The following is a 22,588-nucleotide window of genomic DNA, read 5'->3' as shown; positions in this document are numbered from 1 at the left end:
CTCGATCTCCTGAACGATAGCGAATTTCTCTGAGGCAGTATGTTCTTTTTTGGACACGAAAAATGCTCCCTTTACGGCAACACAGGTTTTATTATTTCACCTGTCTACCGTATAGGGAGCATATCAAAGTCTATTGGCAACGACTTTTGAGACAGCTTTTTGTGAAAGTACGGGCAGATGTGACAGGCCCAAATCAGCCCGCGGCTCCGAAGCCGCTGTTAGTGCGTTTCGTTCTGCTCGTCAAAGCGCTCCGCCGAAGCGGCGTCGACTGCCTGTTGGAACGCCTCTTCAAATTCTTCCTCATTGCTTGAGCCAAGTTTAGCGCCATACTGGTCTAGCCTGCCCGGCTTGCCTGCTGGACCATCATTATCCGGCCTGTTATTTCTTCCTGCCATACGATCACCTCTAAACATCATTAGTATTGTGTGTTGTAGCCCGATGAGCTGCCTTTGGTATTCTATCCCGCTCCGATCCAAACCATTCTCAAAACCCCCTGAACGCATCGTTCAAGGGGTTGCACCGTATATTTAGATTTGTCCGAACCTTGGCGGGATGGCCTGTTCTATACGGCGGCTAGCATTGCAAGCATCTCCCGCATCCACTTTTCCCGCTCTCCCGAAGGCAGCAGCTCCCCTGTTTTATACAAGTAGCGGATCATATAGAAGCCATCCTCGGCCAACAAGCTGGCAACTAGCTCATGCTCCAGCGCATTATTTTTCATATACTGCGTTTCAATGATCGAGCTGCGCTCCGCCTGATGAAGCACTTCAGCAGCCACTATGATTTCATGGGAAATATAGTCTTCTGTATGCTCCTTCACAGAGGCAGCCTCCAGCTTATCATAGTAATCAATCGAAAACGTGCGCGAGGTGCGATACCTGCCGGACTCCCCTTGCGGGTAAAACCCGATGTATTGGCTGTTGCTGTATACATGCAGGGTAGCCGGCATATAGCCGTCCAACTGAAAATAAGGGATATAGCGGGCAATGCCCGGATTAAGCTCCTCGCCTGGAGGAATCGCCGCATCCACGCCAGCCAGCGGTTCACCCTTCTTATCTACATAGATCAGGCTGTATGGGCTGTATCTCGTAATCCAGATAGAACCGTTCTCCTTTACAGCCTCCACGTAAAAGCTTTTAATATGGTCTTGCTTCTCCTCACGCTCATCGGCGGGATTCAAGCAGGTATGCATGTGCTTTCGCGTATAGGTGAAGACGGCACGGGCGCCATCTAGCTCCAGCAATTCGAATCCGAGCATTTCAGACTGTATATGATAGATTTGAAAGTTCAGCATCAGTTGAAAATGATTTAAGAAGGTGATCCCCCTCTTGCTCGGGTGAAACCTTGCCGTCAACCCTTGCTCATCCTTATTCATATAAGCCTGCTCCAAGCCTTCAACTAAAGCTCGCAGGTCCTGTTCTGTAAGGCTTTTATTTTTCTTAAAGAAGAACATGAGCGACTCTCCCCATTAGGCTAACATCGATATCCCGTGATAAAGGCCTATGCTATTTCCCTCCATTCTAGCAAAAATATTAAGAAAAATATGCAGCGTGCGCAGTTACTGGGTTCGTAAACAATTGAACAAACGCATCGGCGCTCTCCTGGCTCTTCGAAGCTTTATCTATATATGCAGAGAATCCTTGCGATGGCGGACCCATCATAGCATTCGTCCACTCCGACATCTTCGTCATATATTCCTTCGTGGCCTCCCAATAGCGCTCACCGACAATAATATCCCATGGTTGATCAGCTGAGCTTGAGAGCACTTCATATAGGGCATTGGCACAAAACGAGGCAGCATTCGCCCCTTGGCCCGTAATCGGATCATTCAGCACAGCGCTATCCCCGCAGCCAATTACAAGGGTTCCGTTCACAGTCGTGTAGGGGATGCGAAACTCCGGCTGTATCGCCATCCGTATCGAAGACAACGGGTCAACGAGACGGAATGCATCTAACTGGACTCTTTCATAGACATGGGGAAAATCACCCTGAATAATAGCCAGCATCTCCTTGGCGAGCGCTTCTGGACCTGGATTTCCTTTGATCCGGTCCAGCGTGCCTCCCGGAACCGCTTCGAGCAATAAAGCGTGGGCCGGGCCGTACTTTGTTACCGTTGGGAACTCGAACAGCTCCCCTTGCCCCGGAATAAGGTAAAAGCCGATCCGATGGCTGTTATCCGCCGCTAATCCATGGAACATGCCGCCTGTAATCATTCTTTGCGGAGACATGGGGGCGTTAAGCAGCTGCCCATAGGGCGGAAAAGAAGCCAGCGGACCCTTCTTGCCTGTACAATCGACAATAAGATCGAATGACTCCGCCAGGCCGGCCAAATCGCCGCTGTCCAAACGCGCCTTTTGGATATCTGCCCCGCATGCCTGAAGCCCGTCGATCAAAGAGGATAAGTATACGCGTTGGTCTTGGCTAACGGCTCGGCCCTGCAGATTCCCTTCAAATAGCCTCTGTCCATTTATGCGCAATTCAATGCTTTTGATTTCACTGGCATCGCCATAATCCTGAATCTGATAGCGGGCCTCGGTTTGCAATAAGCGCTCAAAATGAACCTGGGTCGACCTTATGCGGCCATTCCGAATCTCTTCCGCATCGTCGGACATGATGAGCTTGTAATTAAACTGGCCGCTCCGTTGCAGCGCATAGGCTAACGTCACTCCCGCAATCCCCGCCCCGATGATGGCTATCTTCTTTTTGCCCACTTCAACATCCCCCCTGCCAATTTTCTAAATTACCCACTTGGCATTGTATTGGTTGTTTTAGAAATATATTCTAGGTGCAGATGGGGGAACAATAGAGAAATACAAAAGCCAACCCCCGGTAAACCAGAGGTTGGCTGCAATGTGTTAGAGACCCGGCTGATGGCCGCCGTCAATGACGACTTCTGCCCCTGAAATGGAAGCGGAAAGGTCCGATACGAGGAAAAGTGCGAGATCGGCTACCTCGTCTGGATAGACCGCCCGGCCGATCGGGATAGCTGCGTGGAACTGGGCTTTGTAATCTTCAATCGAGATTCCCCGGGCAGCTGCTTGTTGCACAGCGAGCTCTTCCGCCCTGCCCGTCTGAGTTAAGCCCGGTGAGATGACGTTCAGCCTTATCCCCTGCGGGGCAAGCTCTCTCGCAATTCCCTTGGAGAAGTTCAGCAGAGCGGCATTGGTCGTGCCTCCGGGCAGGAAGGTAGGGGAAGGCGCCCTGCTCGCCGTGCCGACGATATTCACGATGCGCCCGTCACCTTGTTTAATTAAATGAGGAAGCACTGCACGAATCGTACGAATGTAGCCGAGCAGCTTCAAGTTCCATGTGCTTGTAAAATCCTCGTCCGTCAGTTCCAAAAACGCACCTGACTTCGCTGATCCCGCATTATTAACCAAAATATCGACTTTTCCGAATGCGTCTAGCGCAGCATCAATAATTCGCTTAGCGCTGTCTGCCTCACTTAAATCCGCTTGGATTGAAACGACTTTAGCCCCTTCTGAACCTTGTGTGCCAGCGTTTAAAATCGTCTCTTTCGCCAGGCGAAGCCGCTCCTCGTCTCTGGCAGCTATAAGCACATGCACACCTTCGGCATGCAATTTCTTTGCAATCGCTAGGCCAATCCCGGCACTGCCCCCGGTCACGACCGCCGTTTTTCCCTCTAAATTGTAGCTCATCTTAACAACCATCCTCTCCGTCAATTTGGCTCACGGCCATTGCGTACGCTATTTTGTGTGGCTGAAAATTTCATCTGATGCATTGCTTTCCTGCTGGGAAACCCATCGATTCGACGGGCGCGCCAAGCCATAGTTGCCTCGGAGTGTACGGCTCTCGTACTCCGTCCGGAACAAGCCTCTACGCTGCAGCTCCGGCACGACTAGCTGTGCAAAATCCTCCAAGCCTGCCGGCAAATACGGAGGCATCACGTTGAACCCATCGCTCGCTCCTTGCGTGAACCATTCCTCCAATTGGTCAGCCACCTGAACGGCAGTCCCCGCGAACACCCGATGCCCACGGCCTCCGGCCAACTTGCCAATAAGCTGGCGAATCGTCAATTTCTCTCTCGCAGCCAGTTCGGTTACGAGCGAATAACGGCTCTTATTGCCGTTAATCTCATTGAGCGGAGGCAGCTCCGGCAACGGGCCATCGAGCGGATACGAGGATAGGTCAATCCCGATAATCCCCGAAAGCTGATTAAGGCCATAAGCAGGCACCGTCAGTTCATTCAATTCCTGCTCCCGCTCCTTCGCTTCCGATTCGGTCGGCGCGATAATCGGGCAGATTCCCGGCAAAATCTTAATTTGGCCAGGATGGCGGCCGTACTTCGCCAACCGCCCTTTTACATCCGCGTAGAACTGCTGCCCCTCTGCCAACGTCTGCTGCGCGGTGAAGATCGCCTCGGCGTACTGCGCTGCGAATTCCTTGCCATCCTCAGAGGAACCCGCTTGCACAAGCACGGGATAACCTTGTGGGGTACGAGGGACATTAAGGGGCCCGTTCACATTGAAGTAAGTGCCCTCATGGTTAATTGCATTTACCTTGGAATCGTCCGCGAAGATCCCGGATTCGCGATCGAAGACGATCGCATCGTCTTGCCAGCTATCCCATAGCTTGGTGGCAACATCGAGGAATTCACGTGCCCGCTCATACCGCTTGGCATGCTGCAGATGCTCTTCTTTACTGAAATTAGCCGCTTCAAACTCGCTTGCCGAGGTGACGATGTTCCAGCCCGCGCGCCCATTGCTGATATGGTCCAATGAAGCGAATTTGCGCGCAACATGGAATGGCTCGTTGAAGGTCGTCGAAACGGTGCCGATTAGGCCGATATGCTCCGTTACGGCAGCCAGCGCGGATAACAACGTGAACGGCTCAAGCCCGACGAAGGAACCGTGTCGGACATTCTTTCCGACGGACAGCACATCTGCCAGGAACAGCGAGTCGAACTTTGCCTTTTCCGCGATTTGCGCAAGACGCGTGAAATATCGAATATCCGTTGCATGCTTCGGTCCCGTATCCTTCCGGCGCCAAGCCGCCTCATGATGGCCGAGGTTCATAAGGAAAACATTCAGGTGCATTTTTTTCTGGGGTTTGCTCATAGCAGGCACTCTCCTTTGGGATGCAAATGCAATAAAAAAGGAGCCCGCTCATCCATTAAGATGGGGGCTCCGGTTGTTCCGGTCGCATTAACTCGTAATATCATATAGACTTACTAGGAATAATGTAATAGTAACGCCTTTCCTTCTAGCAGTCAACTCATAATTTGGAATGGGCTTCCTGTTGCCATGCCTCATCCAGCCGCCTGTACAGTGCTTCCCCCAGATACTCCTTTGAACTGTTCATCAAAGAAATGCAACAGGTTTTTCTTTATATCATTTTGCAATGCCATATTGGGTGGGAATAGGAGGGGAGCGATTAATGTTAAATCCGTGAAGCTAAAATGATGGGCTTCAGGCACAATCCATTTGGTTCCGCCATGCTTGAATATCCCTTTCATTCTACGGCTAACCTCTTCAGCTTCACGATGGTAATCTTCTATTGTGAGAAGCCCCGGATACTCAGAAGGATCGGACCATACCGATTCCGAGAGGCTTTTAGATGCAAACGCCTCATTTGACGGTTCTAGCATGTACATGAAAGGCTTCGCCAACCCATTATTCATATATTGCCCATATGGAAAACCATCCATCTGAACGGCTGCTGAGACACGCCCATCCTGGCTCAACAACTGCATGGCAACTGCGCCGCCGCCAGAATGGCCGAACGCTCCGATACGTTGCAAATCTAATTTGCCGTTCAATATGGACTGAGGATCAGCCCCATTAATTCGTTCGAGCTGGCCTAAGGCAAATTTCATATCCTCCACCCGATTTTGCGTATCAGCCGCCATAGAGGGCCAATCGAAAGGATCCAGCTCGACCATTCCTTTTCTCACTTGGCCTGCAGCAGAAAAAGCCGGAAGAATCGAGAAATAAGAATGCTCAACAGCTACAACGATATAACCATGGCTGGCCATTTCCTCCGTGAAGCTTGTATACATGTAACTGGACATTCCATAACCCGGAGACATCAGCAGGACGGGATATCGGGCCAAATCCGGCGCAACAATGGCAGACTCGTACGAATGTGTTCGAGCACTCATGAGTGAGCCAAATAATGCGTATAGCGGTTGTTCTTTTGTAATCTCTTGCAACTGCTGCGAATCGTATGCATAAGGTGCCCGCTGTAAATCCCACTTCATGGAAGCCGGATACCATATCCGGGCAGCCACCTCCCTATAGCCATCGTGAGTAAATGGTTCTATCCTGTTCCTATCAACCCAATTGTAATTGGCCACCCCAATCGCATACGGACCTGTTGGTTCCGGCAACTTTATGGTTGGCAGCGCATATAGCGGAATCCAGAGGGCTGCCGACAACGCCAGTGACCCAACAACACCGATGATTATCCGCTTCAACCTACTGGGTGTGCCTGTTAACTGCTTCTTGCCCTTTAGCATTTTACGCATAACGATACTTAACCCCAGCATTATATAACAGGCATAGCATAGGATCATTTGCAAGCGTATGCCTTCAAACACAACATGAGCAGCTATCATTGCCACAGTTAGGCTCCAGATAATTCGCCTCATTTTTCCTCTTATTGGGTTGCCCATTACATACCTGCCTAAGATTAAAGCAAAGGTTATGGCCATGCTGATCTCTAACCCTTTCAGTGCAATCCCTCCTTCGCCTTGGTTCGGTCCAACAAATAAAGAAAGGCCATCATGCCCAAGCTAGCTACAATAACGCAAAAGCTGGTCCATTGCCCAGCCGTCCAATGGAACGCGTAACGCGGGGAATCCCCTCTCAGCCACTCCAAGTTAAACCGCCCGAACGAGTATAGGATATTATAAGCCAAGAACAACAAGCCGGCTGTCCATTTTCTTCTCCTTACTAGCATGAGAAGGGTGAATACAATCAGGTCCCACTGGCTCTCGAACAGCTCTGCTGGCCATAACGGCTGGGAACCATATGCCTCATAAGCACCCGTGCCTTCGCGATAAACCATGCCGAAGCCCAGTCCAGTCGGTGATCCGAACGCATCTCCATTCATAAAACAGGCGATTCTGCCAATTGATTGGCCTAACACGATAGCCGGAGCCAATAAATCGGCAAGCTTCCAGAAGGAAATGTGATGCTTCCTCGTATAGTAGAGCATCGCCAAGAAGCCGCCAATTAACGAGCCTTGCACCGAAATTCCGCCGTTCCAGATCGCTACGATTTCTGATAAGTGCTTCGAGTAGTACCCCCATTGAAAAAAGAAAACATGCCAGATTCGCGCAAACAGAATCGCCCCAACAAACAGATAAGGCACCATATTCAGTACATGCTCCCGAAATGGGGTGTTCGCTGCTAAATAATGAGCCATACCCAGCGCCAACAAAGCTGCTAGAGCTGTGATAACGCCATGCGTGTAGATCGTAAACTCTCCGATCTTAAATAATACAATGCTCATCGCCATCCTCCCTCAATTAGACTACATTGTGTAGTATGATTATTCAAAAAAATGTGGGGCTAAGAATCCCCACTTAGAAGCAACAATAGCAGCAGCATAACGGATATCATAAGCGGCCTGCGCCAAGCAACCTTTACCTTTATTGGCTTGTCGGGCTCAAGAACTTGCGCGATGCGATAATCCATCGTGGCAGTCGTAAAATGTAGGGCAGCGGAGTGAAGCCTGCCGCGAGATAACTTCGAAAGCTTCAGAAGTACACTGGCCAAAGGCAGTGCCGTACCCATCCGGCGCATGGCAAAGCGGTCGGCGGCCAGTTCCGTCCAGGTTTGGCAATAGCGAAAGATGGCACGCATAATCGGCAAATACCCAAACGCTTCTGCCTGCAGCTTGATGAGAAACAACTTCGCGTTATCACGATTCAGGCAATGATGCCATTCATGCAGAATGATCGCATTCACTTCTTTATCATCGAACATATGGAGTACAGCCGTCGAAACAACGATAGCCGGCCTCCGCATGCCAATGGCTAACGCCACAAACGATTCGTCCCTCACAACTACAATTTCAGTTCCCAAGCTGCGGTACTTATAGGCTAGGCGCTTCGATAACTTGGTATCCTGAATTGAGCGAAAATGCTTAAGCCACTTCTTCGATAAATACACTTGTGCAGCGATCCGCCAAATGGCTCTAGCAAGTGTATATCCGAGAATGAGCCCGCCTTCGATGTAAGTGACGAGCATACACTGCGCTTCATTGCCCGCAGCAGCGTTGACAATGTACAGCGTAAGCTGAACGACGAACAATGCCATAAAAACAGGCGCCATCACAGCTATCCATTTAAGCTTAACCCGGGGGCTCATTTCTTGTTCCTCTTTTTAATTTCGCTTAATTTACTTTCCAGCTTCGCAATCAGCTCTTGGTCCACATCCTCAAGCGCATCGATCATATGGCTGACGACCAAGCTGCCGTACTCCTGAATAAGCCCCTGCGATACCGCCTTCGTCTGGTCCGAGAGAAACTGCTCCTTCGACTGTACCGTGCTGAACCGCGACGCTTGAGTGCGGCCGGTTCCGATTAGCACTTTGGACAGGTGGCCTTTGGACAGCAGGCGGTTCATAACCGTTGTTACCGCATTAATGGAAATCGGGTTGTTCTGATTAAGAATCGATTGAACTTCCTTGATGCTCATGCCCTCGGAAGACCAGAGCAGGTCCATAATCCTCGCTTCAAGCGGACCAAAAAAGCGATTCAATCCCTCTCCGTCCACATTCAGCTTTTTGATATTCACGCCATCACATCCTTATATACTACGCATTGTAGTACTGTTAATTTGATATGTCAATATAAGGATGAAACACCTTATCTGCTTAGCCAACATCAACTCCCGGTTGTGCAATAAAAAACAGCAGCCTAAGGACGGGGAAGGACACGCCCTAGACTGCTGTATTCCTTAACGCATTGGTTAACGCAGCTCAAATTCGCTTAGCATGGCCAACGCTTCTTCATGGTCAGGCTCCAGCTCTAACAACTTCCTGGTGTGGCCCAATGCCTCTTCCTCCAGCTCCAACTCGAAGCAACAGATGGCCAAGCAATAGTATACGGTTGATACGGCTTCCTCATCGTTGTGGTTAACCGATATTTCCAGAAAATACTTGGATTCTTCGTACATGTCCATATCGAACAGCACCAATCCCGCATCGAGCGCTAGATCATAACGCTGCTCCATAGCATAGTACGATGACCACATCAATTGTATGCCTCTTAACAAATCCTGCTTTTCCTCATCATTCGCATCTGGCAGCAGGCTTACGATCTGCTTCGCACTTTGAATGAAAAATTCCGCATCGTATCCGCCCAAGCGCCAAAAGCTTAATAGCTGCTGCATGCCCATGCTGCCTAAGTTGCCATCGACCCATTCCTTCAGGGAGAAGAACTCATCCGGGCCAAAACGTTCGATACAGCGGCGGTAGGCTAATCTTGTATGGGGGTAACCCTTCGGCTGGTCCAGATGGAGAATACAGCCGACGTTTATATTTTTATAATGATGTGGGGGGTAAAGCGCCACTGCCCCTCTTTGTTCAAAAGCATGCTGAATCGCGTGGTAATTAGCCGTTAAAGAAAAGCTGCCATGCAAAATCAGCTCCGGCGGATCAGCAAACTTCCAATTATCAAGCAAGTGGTCCCCTTTGTCCGCAGTAATCAGTAAAAATCCCGCATGGGATAACTGATTGAGCCGCTCCAAGCAAGCTAGCCCGGCGGCAGGAAACAATAAATGCGAGTCCTCCAATTGCTCCTGATAGATGGCGATAACCTCTCGGTAAGGGTAGGTTTCTTGTTCGTACTCGGGCGCTCGCCGATGCGTGTATTCTAGCTCGATTTGGCTCAACCACTCGGACGGTTTTAACGAATCCTGCTGCTCGGGGGTTTCAATGATTACATCCGCCTCATAAATGTGCCCCTCACCAACGTAAATCAATTCTTGTGGAATGCTATCAAAGAAGTAATTGGCCACAATGATTAACGGCTGCGCTAAATCACCTTCACTAATGGTTAAGCCTGACTCAACGAGGTTGAGAACCGTGTCGTGAACCGCATCGAATCGCGCAAAATCCAGCAACCCTTCCGCAATAAACGGTTGTAGCCTAGGATGCTCCCGCCAGGCCAACACATTGTTCATTGCCAAATCCGTCATAATATAGCGCAGCGGAGGCAACGGAATGCCCGCATACTCCCTCAGCTGGCTCAACTCATGTAAGATATGGTAAGCAAGGCGGCCAGCCCCTGCTCCAAGCTCCACAATATAAACAGGCTCCGAGGCGCATCCCTTATTCGCCTGATCCTGCAAGAGCCCGAAGATCATCTCTGCATATGCGGAGGCGATCATCGGATTGCTCGTGATGTATTGCGGCACTTGGTCGTTATTCCACGCCTTCAATCCTTCTTGTTCATAATACTTTCGCTGCATTTCCCATATCGGCGCTTCGCTAAAGCGATAGCGTTGTTTGTTGTGATCTGTCATGGATTCCAATAATGTTCGACCTTTCTCTGCACGTATACGTGAACTTTTGCTCAGTTTAACACAAATAGCGTAATTTCATTTCGCTATTTGTGGGATTAACGAAAACATAAAACCACCGACTATTAAGAAAATCGAAAGGTTTTAATTATGTTTAATTAAACCCGCTGCTCTATGCTGAATAGAGAAAGGCGGGATGCAGATGATGAAGCGCATGCAAGCAAAGCTATCGATACCGGTTGCAGTGTTGTTTATGGCATATATGTACATTTTAGCCAAAATCATTTTGTTCAAGTTTGGTGAAGTAAACATTCGATTTCTATGGCGGCAAGGCAGGGCAGCACTCGCCAATACGGATCGGCTATCCTATCAGCTAGAGCGGGCCAATCTTGACCCGTTTCGTACCATTGCAGGAAATATGGAAAGCCATGCAGCATACGAATACATCCAGCTATACGGAAATATCGGCTTGTTCATTCCGCTAGGCTTATTCCTTGCCTATTTTGCCCATAGAAAACTGGGCTTCTTAACCTACGGTGCAGTGCTTGCCCTCTCGTTCGCAGTAAGCCTGCTCTTGGAATGCACGCAGCTGCTATGCAATATCGGATTATTTGACGTCGATGATCTCATTCTTAACACCGCTGGCGGCGTACTGGGATGCATACTGTACCATCCATTCGCGCCAAGAGTGAAGCCCCGCACAACGGCGGCGGCGTGAGCAATGGGGGTTGCTTAGCCGCTAACAATCTGTTGCCTAAACAATTATTATGGCGTTACTGTCACTCGCGTACGGTCACATCTTCCATTCTTTAGAAAAATTTGCTTTTTCAACAGGATTCTTTGTGATATATTAAAAATACCGGTCGGTATTTTTTATTACAAAAGAATGAGGAGAGAGTACCCAATGCTGAACCAAACGCTCGAAGAAGTGAAAAAACAGTTTGTAGCGAAAGTGCCTCAGGATGTTCAAAGTGAAATATTCCGCTTGATTCGGGAGCAGCAACAATCAGGAGTTCAATACGGCTTGCCAGAGGGCAGCAAAGCGGTAGACTTCACCTTGAGCCATTCATCAGGTGCCACAGTGAATCTATACGAACAGCTTGCCAAAGGCCCGGTCGTATTGACCTTTTATCGCGGAGGCTGGTGCCCTTTCTGCAATATCCAGCTTCGTGCTTACCAGAACATTTTGCCGGAAATTGAAGCGCTTAATGGACAGTTGATTGCCCTAAGCCCACAAAGCCTGGACAATTCGCTTGCCCAGCAGTCCAAAGAAAGCCTTCAGTTCCCCGTGCTTAGCGATAAGGATGGCTCAGTCGCCGCTAGCTATAATGTCCTATTCCAGGTTCCGTCCTATCTGCAAGAGGTTATGGCGAATAAGCTCAAAATAAACCTGGACGAATACAACGCTACCGACAGCTGGATTCTCCCGATCCCCTCAACATTCATCATCGACCAGTCCGGCGTGATTCGTTCGGCTAATGTCAATCCTGATTTCATGAGACGTTCGGAACCGCAGGATATTATTAACCAACTGAAGTTGCTATAGAGCAATTTTGCAAGGGGGCTGTTCCAAAAGTCGTCGCCCATCGACTTTTGGGACAGCCCCTTTCTGTTGCTTCAACTATTCGCTTCGATTTCTGCGCCGGTGAAGGTTCCAATGCCGAAAAATTGAAGAACCTGGCTAGCTTGGACGTATAGATGTGGACGGCAACCCATTTGCCTATCTTGTGCCGCTCGTGGATGGTTCAAAGGAGAAAGAGGTCGGGTATATTACGATCGGGGCTATTGAGGATGCCTACGATATTTTTATCGGGGACGGCGTTACTAGCCAGATCCGCAACCTTCTGCAACAGAAAGGTCCAGCATCCCAATTGGTGCTCATTCCGCCGATGCAGTATTTAGTGAAATCGAATGTTGATGGCGCGGCAGCTTTTACGGAAATTACATTCGACGTTAACCGTCCGCCAACTGATGTTACCGGCCAAATCCAGCGCAACCGCCCTGAGATTGAAGGCATTCATGGCCGGATTCGCAGCGAGGACAATAAAGCGCGCATCAAGCAAAGCATATGGATACCATGTATAGCTATATCGATCCAGGCGTGCTTGGCGAAACATCGGTCTCGTCCTTCGCCTCTGCCGTAGAGAAATACGCAACCGATAAGAAAGTAACATTGAAGCGCGTCACAAGCGATGCCTCATTCACACTGGACAATACGGCTGCTTATGTCAAAGCAGGCCTCACAATTGACTCTCCGGTCACTACGCTGAACTTATCCAAGTTTTCGAGCTACGATTACGAAGTATTATCGCGACGTCAATGACAACCGCTGGATTGCCGTTTCAACGTGGGGCCAGCGGCGCAGCATCAACTACCGGACCCATTTTGACGCCATTACCTCCTTCTTCTCGCTGGGCGGCGGGTTCATGTATTTCAAATAACGAGCGGAGACCACTGCTATGACAAAAATCGGAATGGCGATGCTGCTTGCCGGAGCTGTTGCGCTCCTTAGCGGCTGCACTTCGTACACCAAGCTAGACGAACCTTCGTTGGACACTTATCGTGAAGAAATTAGCAAGGCTGTTCCTGGCATCTTGTCCTTGAAAACGACCTCTAAACCGACACGGATCCTGTTCCGCTATGCGTTCGACACAACGCCGGACACCGCGGTGCAGCAGGACATCATCAAGCGGACGGACCGCTATATCCATACGGAGGCTTTCAAAAACGAAGTGTTGGAATCTTACTACAAGTCGTATAGCAAGAAAGACCGCATTCCGCCCGATGTCGCCCTCCCAATGGATACGGACGGGGATGGCGAAGCGAACTTCGAATATTATGCTTCGCTTGGGCAGAATGGCAATTGGTCCTGGTGGCATAGCGACTACAAGACCATGGCAACGGAAGTTAAGCTGCCGTAAACAAAAAACTGGCCGTGAAGGTGCTTTCCCTTCGCAGCCAGTTTTTATTTTGCTGAAAACAGCCCGTTATTCAAAAGCCGGAACAGCCTCTACATACGATTCCCCGGGCTTGCCGCTTGTATAGCCAATCGTGCGCTCGATCATATTCACTTCATAATACTGTACGCCCGCGGTTTGGATACCTCGCTAATTCGTTTTACTTCTTCAAGATTCATATGTGCTATCTCCTTTCATGAGGTTGGATTGCTTACAAATGCCATAATCTCATCGGCCGCTTGACGATACCCGCCTGAGCTTCTAAAGGATGCCCTCATCTGTGCGGCAGCTTTCCCGCAATCCGCGGAGTTTAACGCCTGCTCTGCGGCTTCACGCAGTTGGCTGGCAGTTAAGCCGTTCATCTGCAGTGCGATGCCCGCTCCGATATTGGCGACTTGCCCGGCGATGGCCGGCTGGTCCGCGCCTTGCGGAATGATGATGAGCGGAACCCCGTAATAAAGCCCTTCATGCGTGCTGTTCATGCCGCCATGAGTAATGAACAATTTGGCGTGCTGCAGGACATCGGTTTGTGGCACGTAATTTTTTACAATGAAGTTCTGGGGCACCTCGCCTAGATCAGATACTTGGACCTTGTTGCCAATAGCCATAACAACAGTATGCTCTGTATGCCCGAATGCCTCGAAACACAGCTTATAGAAATCTATAGACCAGTTAAACACGGTGCCTAACGATATGTAAATGGGGCTCTTCCCCTCAACTGCTGCAATGTCGAAGCTTTCTTGAACCGATCTTACAGCAATAGATGGACCGACGAATTTATACGATGACCCGAACGCGTCCCCCTCCGGTTGAAACTCCCTCGTTGTGTACACAATCGTCAGCGGTGCTGGATTACAGAACACTTCATAAGGAGACTCGATCTCCACCCCATATTGTTGCTTTGCCGCCGCCGTCAGGCTTTGATATTTAGCGCCTACTCGTTCAACGATTTCTGCAGGGGCTGTGTTATAATAATGCGCCAACATTTGTTCGAACGTTTCATTCGCCTGCGCAAAAGAAGTACAAGAATTGATCGCTGGCAGCTTAAGGATTTGCGCTAGCATCCGCCCGCAGCCGAACATCGAATCGTGGATCATGTAATCAAAATGCTCTCCTTTATCTGTTCAAGCACGCTCGGTATAACGATATCCGCCGTAAGCAGCAGCCCGTTAACCCTTTCGAGCAAATAATCCCGCCCGCCAGAAATAAAGGCCTTAATCAATTTCTGGCCATCTATTGTCCGTACCGAAGCGCCAGCTTTCTCCATTCGCTCCCGATAAGCTTCTATGCAAAAGTAAACGACCTCTTCGCCGCGCGAAACAAGCTCTTGCACCACGCCAACGGTCGGATTGATATGCCCCTCTGATCCGGCATTTATGAATAAGACGCGCGCCATTCTGCCACTCCTTCCAAATCGTAATCGCATTATACCAGAAGAATGAAAATACAAAGAAATGATAAGGAGCTTTTCTTCCCTGACACACTGTTGTCAACAAGGGTAGCTTATGATGGTCCCAGATGATTGTTCAGCAATCAATTCAGGTACAGGAAGGAATGGGATCGTATGAAAAACAAACTGGGGGCAATCGTTGGAGGGCTGCTGCTGGCCATTCTGATGGCGTCCATGGACAACACGATTGTTTCAACGGCAATCGGCACAATCGTCGGAGATATGGGAGGGCTCGACAAGTTCGTGTGGGTCACTACAGCCTATATGGTCGCAGAGATGGCCTGCATGCCGATCTTCGGCAAACTGTCTGATATGTATGGCCGCAAGCGCTTCTTCATCTTCGGAATCATCGTGTTTATGGCTGGCTCTGCATTATGTGGCATGGCGGGTTCCATTGCGGAGCTAAGTATCTATCGGGCTGTGCAAGGAGTCGGAGCCGGTGCGATGGTATCTATTGCATTCACGATTTTGTTCGATGTGGTACCGCCTAAGGACCGTGGCAAAATGATGGGGGCATTCGGAGCCGTGTTCGGGTTGTCGAGCGTCGTTGGCCCATTGCTCGGCGGATATATTACCGATCACCTTAACTGGTCATGGATCTTCTACATCAATCTGCCGCTCGGCTTCATTGCCTTGCTAATAATTGCTGTGTTCTACAAGGAGTCCGCAGCGCATTCGAAACAAAAAATCGATTGGGCTGGCGCTATTCTGCTTGTAGGAGCTATTGTCTGCTTTATTTTCGGGCTTGAACTGGGCGGCAAAACTTACGCCTGGGATTCTCCGCAAATTATCGGGTTGTTCGCAGGCTTCGTAGTTCTCGCTTCCTTGCTTGCCGTGGTTGAGCGCAAAGCGGCAGAGCCGATCATCTCGTTCGGCTTGTTCCGCAGCAGGCTGTACACGACGAGCAATCTAGTGGCCATGCTCAGCGGCGCAGCTTATATGACCGCGGCGATTTTTATTCCGATCTACGTACAAGGCGTGCTCGGCGGTTCCGCCTCGAATTCAGGATTGACCCTGCTGCCGATGATGATGGGCTCAGTCGTTACCGCGACGATTGGCGGGTTTCTAATGACGAAACTGCAATACCGGACTATTATGATAGGAACGCTAGCGATGCTGCTGATCGGCCTTGCCCTTTTATCGCAAATTACAGTAGATACACCGCGGCTGGCCATCACAGGGATTATGATTCTGATCGGCCTTGGCATTGGCGCTTCGTTCTCGGTATTAGGCTCGTCTGTGCTTCACTCGTTCCCTGCGGCGCAACGCGGGGCGGCAAGCTCGACGTTAAATTTCAATCGCTCGCTTGGCATGGCGCTCGGCATTACGATTTTCGGCATTGTGCAAAGCCATAGCCTGCTCTCGAAGCTTACCGAATCACTTGGCACGGGCGGCTCTGCGATCCCGGAGGGCCTGAACTTAAGCGATCCGCATGCACTGCTGAATCCGGCGTTCCGCCAATCGGTCGACCCGCAGCTCCTTGATTCCATTACTGCCGGGCTATCGAGCTCTATTGGAACAACCTTTGCCTGGAGCATCATTCCTGCTGTATTGGCGCTTGTTGCGGCATTCCTGATGACGAAGGATAAAATGGAGCCGGTTGCCGAAGGCGAAGGTGAAGAATTCGTAGCCGCACATTAATAGATTAATCGGCAGGCAGGCAGGCGTACGGGCTGCAACATGCTGACTTAGGAGAGATGACAATGAAGCTTGAACGGTTAATGGCCATTACGATTTTGCTGCTCAATCGAAAGCGGGTGCAAGCGCAGGAGTTGGCAAGCCAGCTTGAAGTATCCCTGCGCACCATTTATCGCGATCTCGATTCGCTCGGCCAAGCCGGCATTCCCATCGTCTCCTATACCGGCATGGAAGGCGGTTATGAGATTATGGACAGCTTCCGGCTGGATCGGCAACTGCTATCCTTCGATGAGCTGTCCACCCTCTCCACTGCGCTTCGCGGCCTGGACTCTACCAAAGCTTATGCCCGTTCGAATATGGATCTTCTCCTCAGCAAAGTTGGTGCGATGGTCGCGCAAGCCGAACAGGGCCGGACAGGGGAAGGCGACCGTATTCAGATCGATTTTACCCCCTGGAAGAACAGCGAAGAGGACCAAAGCCGGTATAATTTGCTTCGCCAAGCTGTAGACGGCCGAATGCTTATCCGATTCAACTACACGAGCAGAACGGGCGATGAACAAGCACGCGAGGTAGAGCCGATGACGCTCGTGCTCAAAAATTACGCATGGTACCTTCACGGCTATTGCCGGTTGCGCAACGATTATCGCATCTTCAAGCTGACGCGCATCCGGGAATTGGCCTTACTGAACGAAACCTTTACTCGTCGGCCGGATTCGCTTGCCGAGCTGAATGACAGGTGGACGGCACCAGAGACCAGTGGAGCCGTTGAAGGTTTTCCCGTTACCCTTCAATTTAAAGCGTCCGTAGCCGTATCCGTGATGGACCGTTTTGATGAGAAAGAAATTGAACGGCTGCCCGATGGGCAGCTTATTGTGCGGACATCCTTCTTAAGCGAACATTGGCTCATTCGCAATGTGCTTCATTATATGGCTGATGTTATTGTGCTTGAACCTGCATATATCGCCGCGGAAGTAAGGCAAGCAGCGCTGGCAATTGCCAGACAGTATGATCCATTGGATAAGGAATAAAACCCGTTTCAGGGAGGGGGATTAACTCATGATGTCCTTAAGCGGAAAAGTAGCAATAGTTACCGATGGCGGCCAGGGAATCGGGCGAGCGACATGCATTCAGTTGGCGAAACAAGGAGCGAAGGTTGTCGTTAACGGCTTTGAAAAAGCGTCAGCTGCTGAAGCTATCATATCCGAGATTGTGGCCGACGGCGGAGAAGCTATGGCGACGACGGCGGATGTGCGCAACAAGGAGCAAATGGAACAGCTCGCCGAAGCCGTGATTTCAGCATTCGGACGAATCGATGTGCTCGTATGCAATGCAAGCAATGGCGCAAAGGCCACTTCCTTTGCCGAGCTCTCTTGGGAGCCATTCCAGCGGCAACTGGCCGATGAGTTAAAGGCTGCGTTCGTGCCGACGAAAGCTGTCCTTCCGACGATGATGGCACAGCAATTCGGCCGAATCATCTATCTGTCCAGCACTGAAGGCAAAGAACCGACCCCGCAATCCATTGCATTCGGCACGGCCAAAGGCGGGCTCGACACGTTCGCGCGGTATATTGCGCAAGAATTCGGTCCCTACGGGATCACAGCCAATGTTGTAGCCCCCGGCTTCGTCAGGGCCGATGGGCCGTTCAAGGTTTCCGAAGACGAAAGCCGGATGATTGGCAGCTTTACGCCGCTTGGCCGGATCGCTGAGCCAGAGGATGTGGCCGGCGTCATCGCTTTTCTCGCCGGAGGTGGCGCGCAGTTTCTTACCGGAACCTACACGCCCGTTAACGGCGGGCTTGTTATGGAGTAACGTTATTTATTTGGCCGAGTACACATTGTAATACTCCTCTAAGCAAACGCCACGTTTGTGCATGTCGAGCGCGAGCTTGCTCGGCCCAATATACCGAATATGCCATGGCTCATATTTGTAGCCTGTAATATGCTCCTTGCCACTTGCATACCGAATGATATATCCGTATTCAGCACTATGCTGGCTAAGCCATTGCGCCTCTTTCGTATTCGCAAAGCATGAGGATACAGCACATTTTCCATCCGCACCGCTAACGTCAATCGCGAGTCCCGTCTGATGCTCGCTCGTGCCAGGCAACGCGCTGTATTTCATCGCTTCCAAGTAGCCGTCCCTTTTCATATAGCGCTCGAACAGCCATTTTTGCGTATCATACGAACGGTACCCCGATACCCCGCTCAAATACACGCCGTCTTTCTTTGCAGCCACAAACATTTTCTTCAATGCCATCGCCGCTTCCGATCGCAATTGCCGCTTTTCAATTTTCTCTTGGAACAGAAAAGGCACGTCCGGATACACTAAATCTTGCGGCTTGTAGGTTTGCGGCAAATAGATGCTTTTGTTCACAATGACCCCGATCGATGACGGATACTTGGATGGAAACATCGTCTGTGCCGAAGCTTCGTTCCCATATAAGCGAATCGGCTTGGCTTTGTCTAATCGGGATTGGCTTAGATGAGGCTCATGCTTGCTGCAGCCTGTTACATGGAAGAGCAGAAGAAATGTACACAGAAGCACGGCCACATGTTTTCGATTCACCAGAACGGACACCTCTCTAGAATGCAATTCGACAGCCAACCTAACGTTGTTCAAATTGTCGGTATATTCCTAGTGTGAGCTAAGTGATCCGCTCTAATGATTGCCAATAACAGGCATGAAGCTAACGAACAAATAAAGCCTCCATCCCGATAGCGGAATGAAGGCCTCACCTTATCAAACGGATTAATACTGCCCTTTAATGACAAAGAACGAGCCCCGAATCGTTCCGGCTAGCTTCGATTTCTGCCTAGCAAACTTAAACTTCTCTTCCAGCTCCTTAGGCACTTCCATCCCCTCGGAAAGCTTGAAGCCTACAGCCCGTTTCTTAGGGTCATCCACCGTATACATGACGTTAACCGAGAGGCCATCTTCATAGAAAACGTAGGTAAATTGAATGTTTTCCACTTGGAAACGCGACGTTTCCAAAGGCTTGGCCGCAAACTCGATATTGCGTTCTTCCTTCAGAATGCGGTTCACATAATCAAGGTTATCCTGGCTTTCGCTAGCAGGCACAACCGTAAATTCATGCTTGTACTTGCTCATAAAGTAACGCGCTTCATTCGCACGCAGCCCGGCAAGCGTTTCAACTACAGGCGAAGACTCAAGGCCAACTGTAGACACATTTTTGAAATCAACGATATACGACAATGCCATCCCTCTTCCCTATTCTATTTCTACCAAATATTATAGCAAAAATCGGATTAATATAAACGTTCATTTCATGCTGGCTTGAGCTTACATAGGTGCCCAATGGCCGCCTCCGTCTTCCATCTGAAGATGTCGCCCATCAACTCACCCCATAACCCCCTATTTTCGGGAATCAAGCACGAACATCGATGCATCTTGCCCCATAAATATTTTATTGCCATGATGAAACGTTTTGGATTGTACATCCTTGTACCCGACTTTAGCCATAAGGCCCGCAAGCTCCGCTTGATCGAACCCGTTATGCACGAACTCGGATACAACATTTTTATTCTTATCAAAATCTACAATCAGCAGATGCCCGCCCTCATGGAGAACATCGAATAACCTCGCCAGAACGAATTCAACATCCGGGATATGCAGTAAAACCTGCGCCATAAAAATATAATCAGCCCGCAATTCCGTTAAATCCGACTTTTCAAAATCAAAGCATAACGTATCAGCATTCTGAAGGTTTAAATCTGAAATTTTCCGCTCGATTTGATCAATCATGCTAGGAGAAGTGTCCAGAAACAGCACAGAATGAAACTCGTTCAACAAGCTCATGCCGACAAGGCCCGTTCCGCAGCCAAAATCAATCGCATTCTTGCCGCTGGCGTCCCCTACATATTCACGAATGGCATCCGAGGATACCTTTGCAATTTCGATTCGCTCAGGCGTGTCATATACAGTAGCGATCATCTCAAACTTTTCCGTGTTGCCCATTGCCACCGCTCCATTCTGCCTTATCGATTTTGAAAAACTTCTCTCAGCCCCATATAAGCAGCAATTTTGAAATCCATTAGCCGGCATTAGCAAACCCGATATGCCCTCCACCAGGCTCAATTACAAAGTGAATGATAGCGTAATGTTCTGCGCCGGCTCCCTGCCTAACGTATCTTGCTTGTTTTTCGATCCGCTCTGTTACAGAAATGACGGATACTTGGTCCGCATCATAAGGTGGACTAATCCAGATCATGGGGAACCCCTTCCTGTTCTAAAAGCTTCTGCTTAACGCGCTGATACAGCTTGGCGCTTGCTAGCTTTAATGGATAATCTGCTGATTTACAAAGCAGCCCAACCGTCATATCGATCCCGCTGCCGCCGATCTCCCGTACCGTTGTGCCTGCAGGCACGGGGTTCAGAACAGCCTTGGGAACGAGCGCGATGCCTAATCCGCTTTCGACGTAATATTTCAGCGCGGCCATGCTGCCAATCTCCATCGTGTCCAGTGAACAGTTCCCCACTTCCTGCAACGCCATCTCAAGCTTTCGGCGGTATGGGCAAATCGCAGACGTAATGAGCAGCCGATGGCCCTGAATATCTGCTGGCGCAATGGCCGTCTGTGCGGCAAGCGGGTGATTATCCGGCAATAACACCACGAACTCTTCCTTGAATAAAGGTTCAAAATAAAGTTCAGCCCCTAAATCCGGCGCCGAGCATAGGGCAAAATCAATCTCGCCCTTGAGCAGCCGTTCGCTTAACACGGGCGTGTTAGCAAACTCTATGGACACCTGAATTTTCGGGTAATCGAATAGAAATCCCTTCAATATAGCAGGCAAACGGTAGCTTGCCGTTGGCTCCGTCACCCCTATCCGAACAGTTCCCGCCTCACCTAACTGCATATCTGACAGGTTTGCTTGCAGCTGCTCCATATTTTTTACGATTGGCAAGCTTTGCTCGTAGAGCAGCCTTCCCGCTTCCGTCAACCGGAGCGTTTTGCCCCGTTCAAGCAGCTGAATCCCTAAGTCAGATTCAAGCTTTTGCATTTGCATCGTAACTGTAGACTGCCCATAATTCAGTTCATCCGCTGCACGAATAAAGCTGCCGCACTTCACAATCGTTTGAAACGTTTTTAATGTTTTGAGATCCATCGCATAGACAGCCCCTATTAACAATTCACTTTAATTGAATTCGTCGTTCAAATCATTCAATTATACAAAACCACAGTTCAAATCTACAATTGTTGATAGCGAGAAATAACAAAAGAGGGGGATGCACTCATGCATTTACAAAACAAAGTCGCACTCGTTACCGGAGGCGGTACAGGGATAGGCCGAGCTACATGCCTGTTGCTTGCTAAGCGTGGGGCAATAGTAGCCGTAAACTATTCACGCTCTAGAACCGAAGCAGAAGAAACTGCGGACATCATTAATAAAGAAGGTGGGCGGGCAATAGCCATGCAAGCCGACGTTTCCCGAGACAAGGAAGTCCAAGCCATGGTTGAGCTGCTGGCGCAACAATTCGGGACGGTGGATTTGCTAGTCAATAACGCTAGCATTACACGGCATATTCCGCTTGTTGATCTGGAAGGGGCGACGGAGGAAATATGGGACGAGCTGTTTGATGTGAATGTGAAAGGGATGTTTTACTGCGCTCGGGCTGTTGCCCCTTACATGAATCGCAATAACGAAGGAGCCATCGTCAATCTTGGCAGTATAGCAGGACAAACCGGATTAGGCTCTTCCCTTCCGTATGCCGTATCCAAATCCGCAGTCCACGGCCTCACCAAATCGTTGGCACGCGCCTTAGCTCCGAACATTAGAGTCAACTGCGTCGTCCCCGGTGCTGTCGCAACACGATGGTGGGCAGGTAGGGAAGAACAGATGAACAGGCTAGCCCCTAACCTTCTATTGCAACGCATTGCCACCCCCGAAGATATAGCGCAATTGATTTGCTCCGCTTTGGAACAAGAAACAATGACGGGTCAAATGATTACGGTGGACGGAGGCCAAACGCTGTAATTAACTCACCAGCAGCTGTGAAGATACTTTAATCTAAGATCACTTCTGGAAGTGACTG

General features: G+C 49.8%; 23 protein-coding genes and 1 pseudogene. 8 read left to right on the top strand and 16 right to left on the bottom strand.

Annotated features, from left to right (window positions below):
- Positions 1-218: 218 nt before the first annotated feature.
- The 10 genes from GON22_RS25760 to GON22_RS14020 form a co-directional block, all read right to left on the bottom strand.
- The gene (locus GON22_RS25760) at positions 219-395 is read right to left on the bottom strand and encodes a hypothetical protein (RefSeq protein ID WP_202113232.1); all 177 of its coding nucleotides are present in this window, start codon (positions 393-395) and stop codon (positions 219-221) included.
- A 167-nt stretch (positions 396-562) separates the two neighbouring features.
- Entirely contained in the window at positions 563-1,453 is an 891-nt protein-coding gene (locus GON22_RS14060) for a hypothetical protein (protein WP_160396723.1), read from the bottom strand.
- A gap of 79 nt (positions 1,454-1,532) precedes the next feature.
- Positions 1,533-2,711: a styrene monooxygenase/indole monooxygenase family protein gene (locus tag GON22_RS26565; RefSeq protein ID WP_160396722.1), complete on the bottom strand. Its 1,179-nt coding sequence runs from the start codon at positions 2,709-2,711 to the stop codon at positions 1,533-1,535.
- A 144-nt stretch (positions 2,712-2,855) separates the two neighbouring features.
- Positions 2,856-3,659, bottom strand: coding sequence for an SDR family oxidoreductase (locus tag GON22_RS14050; protein ID WP_160396721.1), 804 nt, complete (start codon positions 3,657-3,659; stop codon positions 2,856-2,858).
- A gap of 48 nt (positions 3,660-3,707) precedes the next feature.
- Positions 3,708-5,078: an LLM class flavin-dependent oxidoreductase gene (locus GON22_RS14045; protein ID WP_160396720.1), complete on the bottom strand. Its 1,371-nt coding sequence runs from the start codon at positions 5,076-5,078 to the stop codon at positions 3,708-3,710.
- Between the two features lie 191 nt (positions 5,079-5,269).
- Positions 5,270-6,487: an alpha/beta hydrolase family protein gene (locus tag GON22_RS14040; RefSeq protein WP_160396719.1), complete on the bottom strand. Its 1,218-nt coding sequence runs from the start codon at positions 6,485-6,487 to the stop codon at positions 5,270-5,272.
- 203 nt (positions 6,488-6,690) lie between these two features.
- Entirely contained in the window at positions 6,691-7,476 is a 786-nt protein-coding gene (gene lgt / locus GON22_RS14035) for a prolipoprotein diacylglyceryl transferase (protein WP_160396718.1), read from the bottom strand.
- Between the two features lie 59 nt (positions 7,477-7,535).
- Positions 7,536-8,336 carry a M56 family metallopeptidase gene (locus tag GON22_RS14030; RefSeq protein ID WP_160396717.1) on the bottom strand — a complete coding sequence of 267 codons (801 nt, stop codon included), beginning with the start codon at positions 8,334-8,336 and terminating at the stop codon, positions 7,536-7,538.
- Positions 8,333-8,764, bottom strand: coding sequence for a BlaI/MecI/CopY family transcriptional regulator (locus tag GON22_RS14025; RefSeq protein ID WP_160396716.1), 432 nt, complete (start codon positions 8,762-8,764; stop codon positions 8,333-8,335). Before GON22_RS14025 ends, GON22_RS14030 begins: the two co-directional genes overlap by 4 nt.
- A 174-nt stretch (positions 8,765-8,938) precedes the next feature.
- Positions 8,939-10,495: an SAM-dependent methyltransferase gene (locus GON22_RS14020; RefSeq protein WP_160396733.1), complete on the bottom strand. Its 1,557-nt coding sequence runs from the start codon at positions 10,493-10,495 to the stop codon at positions 8,939-8,941.
- 199 nt (positions 10,496-10,694) lie between these two features.
- On the opposite strand from GON22_RS14020, the gene GON22_RS14015 reads away from it, so the two are divergent.
- From GON22_RS14015 to GON22_RS14000, 4 genes are all read left to right on the top strand, one after another.
- Positions 10,695-11,210 carry a VanZ family protein gene (locus GON22_RS14015; protein WP_160396715.1) on the top strand — a complete coding sequence of 172 codons (516 nt, stop codon included), beginning with the start codon at positions 10,695-10,697 and terminating at the stop codon, positions 11,208-11,210.
- A gap of 186 nt (positions 11,211-11,396) precedes the next feature.
- The gene (locus GON22_RS14010) at positions 11,397-12,038 is read left to right on the top strand and encodes a peroxiredoxin-like family protein (protein WP_160396714.1); all 642 of its coding nucleotides are present in this window, start codon (positions 11,397-11,399) and stop codon (positions 12,036-12,038) included.
- A 154-nt stretch (positions 12,039-12,192) separates the two neighbouring features.
- Entirely contained in the window at positions 12,193-12,636 is a 444-nt protein-coding gene (locus GON22_RS14005) for a hypothetical protein (protein ID WP_160396713.1), read from the top strand.
- 315 nt (positions 12,637-12,951) lie between these two features.
- Positions 12,952-13,413, top strand: a complete 462-nt coding sequence (locus GON22_RS14000; protein WP_160396712.1) for a hypothetical protein — start codon at positions 12,952-12,954, stop codon at positions 13,411-13,413.
- 230 nt (positions 13,414-13,643) lie between these two features.
- Here GON22_RS14000 and GON22_RS13995 read toward each other — a convergent pair.
- Positions 13,644-14,845 (bottom strand): annotated as a pseudogene (locus tag GON22_RS13995) (macrolide family glycosyltransferase).
- A gap of 168 nt (positions 14,846-15,013) precedes the next feature.
- Here GON22_RS13995 and GON22_RS13990 point away from each other — a divergent pair.
- The 3 genes from GON22_RS13990 (at position 15,014) to GON22_RS13980 (ending at position 18,346) form a co-directional block, all read left to right on the top strand.
- Positions 15,014-16,540: an MDR family MFS transporter gene (locus GON22_RS13990; protein ID WP_160396711.1), complete on the top strand. Its 1,527-nt coding sequence runs from the start codon at positions 15,014-15,016 to the stop codon at positions 16,538-16,540.
- 62 nt (positions 16,541-16,602) lie between these two features.
- Entirely contained in the window at positions 16,603-17,565 is a 963-nt protein-coding gene (locus GON22_RS13985; RefSeq protein ID WP_160396710.1) for a helix-turn-helix transcriptional regulator, read from the top strand.
- Positions 17,566-17,593: 28 nt separating this feature from the next.
- Complete coding sequence (locus GON22_RS13980) at positions 17,594-18,346, top strand: SDR family NAD(P)-dependent oxidoreductase (protein ID WP_237179156.1); 753 nt, start codon at positions 17,594-17,596, stop codon at positions 18,344-18,346.
- A 6-nt stretch (positions 18,347-18,352) separates the two neighbouring features.
- On the opposite strand, the gene GON22_RS13975 is transcribed toward GON22_RS13980, so the two are convergent.
- The 5 genes from GON22_RS13975 to GON22_RS13960 form a co-directional block, all read right to left on the bottom strand.
- Positions 18,353-19,102, bottom strand: coding sequence for a M15 family metallopeptidase (locus GON22_RS13975; RefSeq protein WP_336604310.1), 750 nt, complete (start codon positions 19,100-19,102; stop codon positions 18,353-18,355).
- Positions 19,103-19,285: 183 nt separating this feature from the next.
- Positions 19,286-19,750 (bottom strand): phage tail protein, encoded by a 465-nt coding sequence (locus tag GON22_RS13970; RefSeq protein ID WP_160396709.1) that lies wholly within the window; start codon positions 19,748-19,750, stop codon positions 19,286-19,288.
- Positions 19,751-19,909: 159 nt separating this feature from the next.
- Positions 19,910-20,512 carry a class I SAM-dependent methyltransferase gene (locus GON22_RS13965; protein WP_160396708.1) on the bottom strand — a complete coding sequence of 201 codons (603 nt, stop codon included), beginning with the start codon at positions 20,510-20,512 and terminating at the stop codon, positions 19,910-19,912.
- A gap of 76 nt (positions 20,513-20,588) precedes the next feature.
- Positions 20,589-20,765 carry a hypothetical protein gene (locus tag GON22_RS25755; RefSeq protein WP_202113231.1) on the bottom strand — a complete coding sequence of 59 codons (177 nt, stop codon included), beginning with the start codon at positions 20,763-20,765 and terminating at the stop codon, positions 20,589-20,591.
- Positions 20,752-21,660, bottom strand: a complete 909-nt coding sequence (locus tag GON22_RS13960; RefSeq protein ID WP_160396707.1) for a LysR family transcriptional regulator — start codon at positions 21,658-21,660, stop codon at positions 20,752-20,754. Before GON22_RS13960 ends, GON22_RS25755 begins: the two co-directional genes overlap by 14 nt.
- Before the next feature lie 129 nt (positions 21,661-21,789).
- Between GON22_RS13960 and GON22_RS13955 the strand changes: the two genes are divergently transcribed.
- A complete protein-coding gene (locus tag GON22_RS13955) occupies positions 21,790-22,530 on the top strand; it encodes an SDR family NAD(P)-dependent oxidoreductase (RefSeq protein WP_160396706.1) in 741 nt (246 codons plus the stop codon).
- Positions 22,531-22,588: the final 58 nt, after the last annotated feature.

This window comes from Paenibacillus sp. MMS18-CY102 (genome assembly GCF_009789195.1).
GTDB lineage: Bacteria > Bacillota > Bacilli > Paenibacillales > Paenibacillaceae > Paenibacillus_T.
Note: the sequence above shows the minus strand (reverse complement) of the source record. Positions and strands in the feature narration are given on the sequence as shown.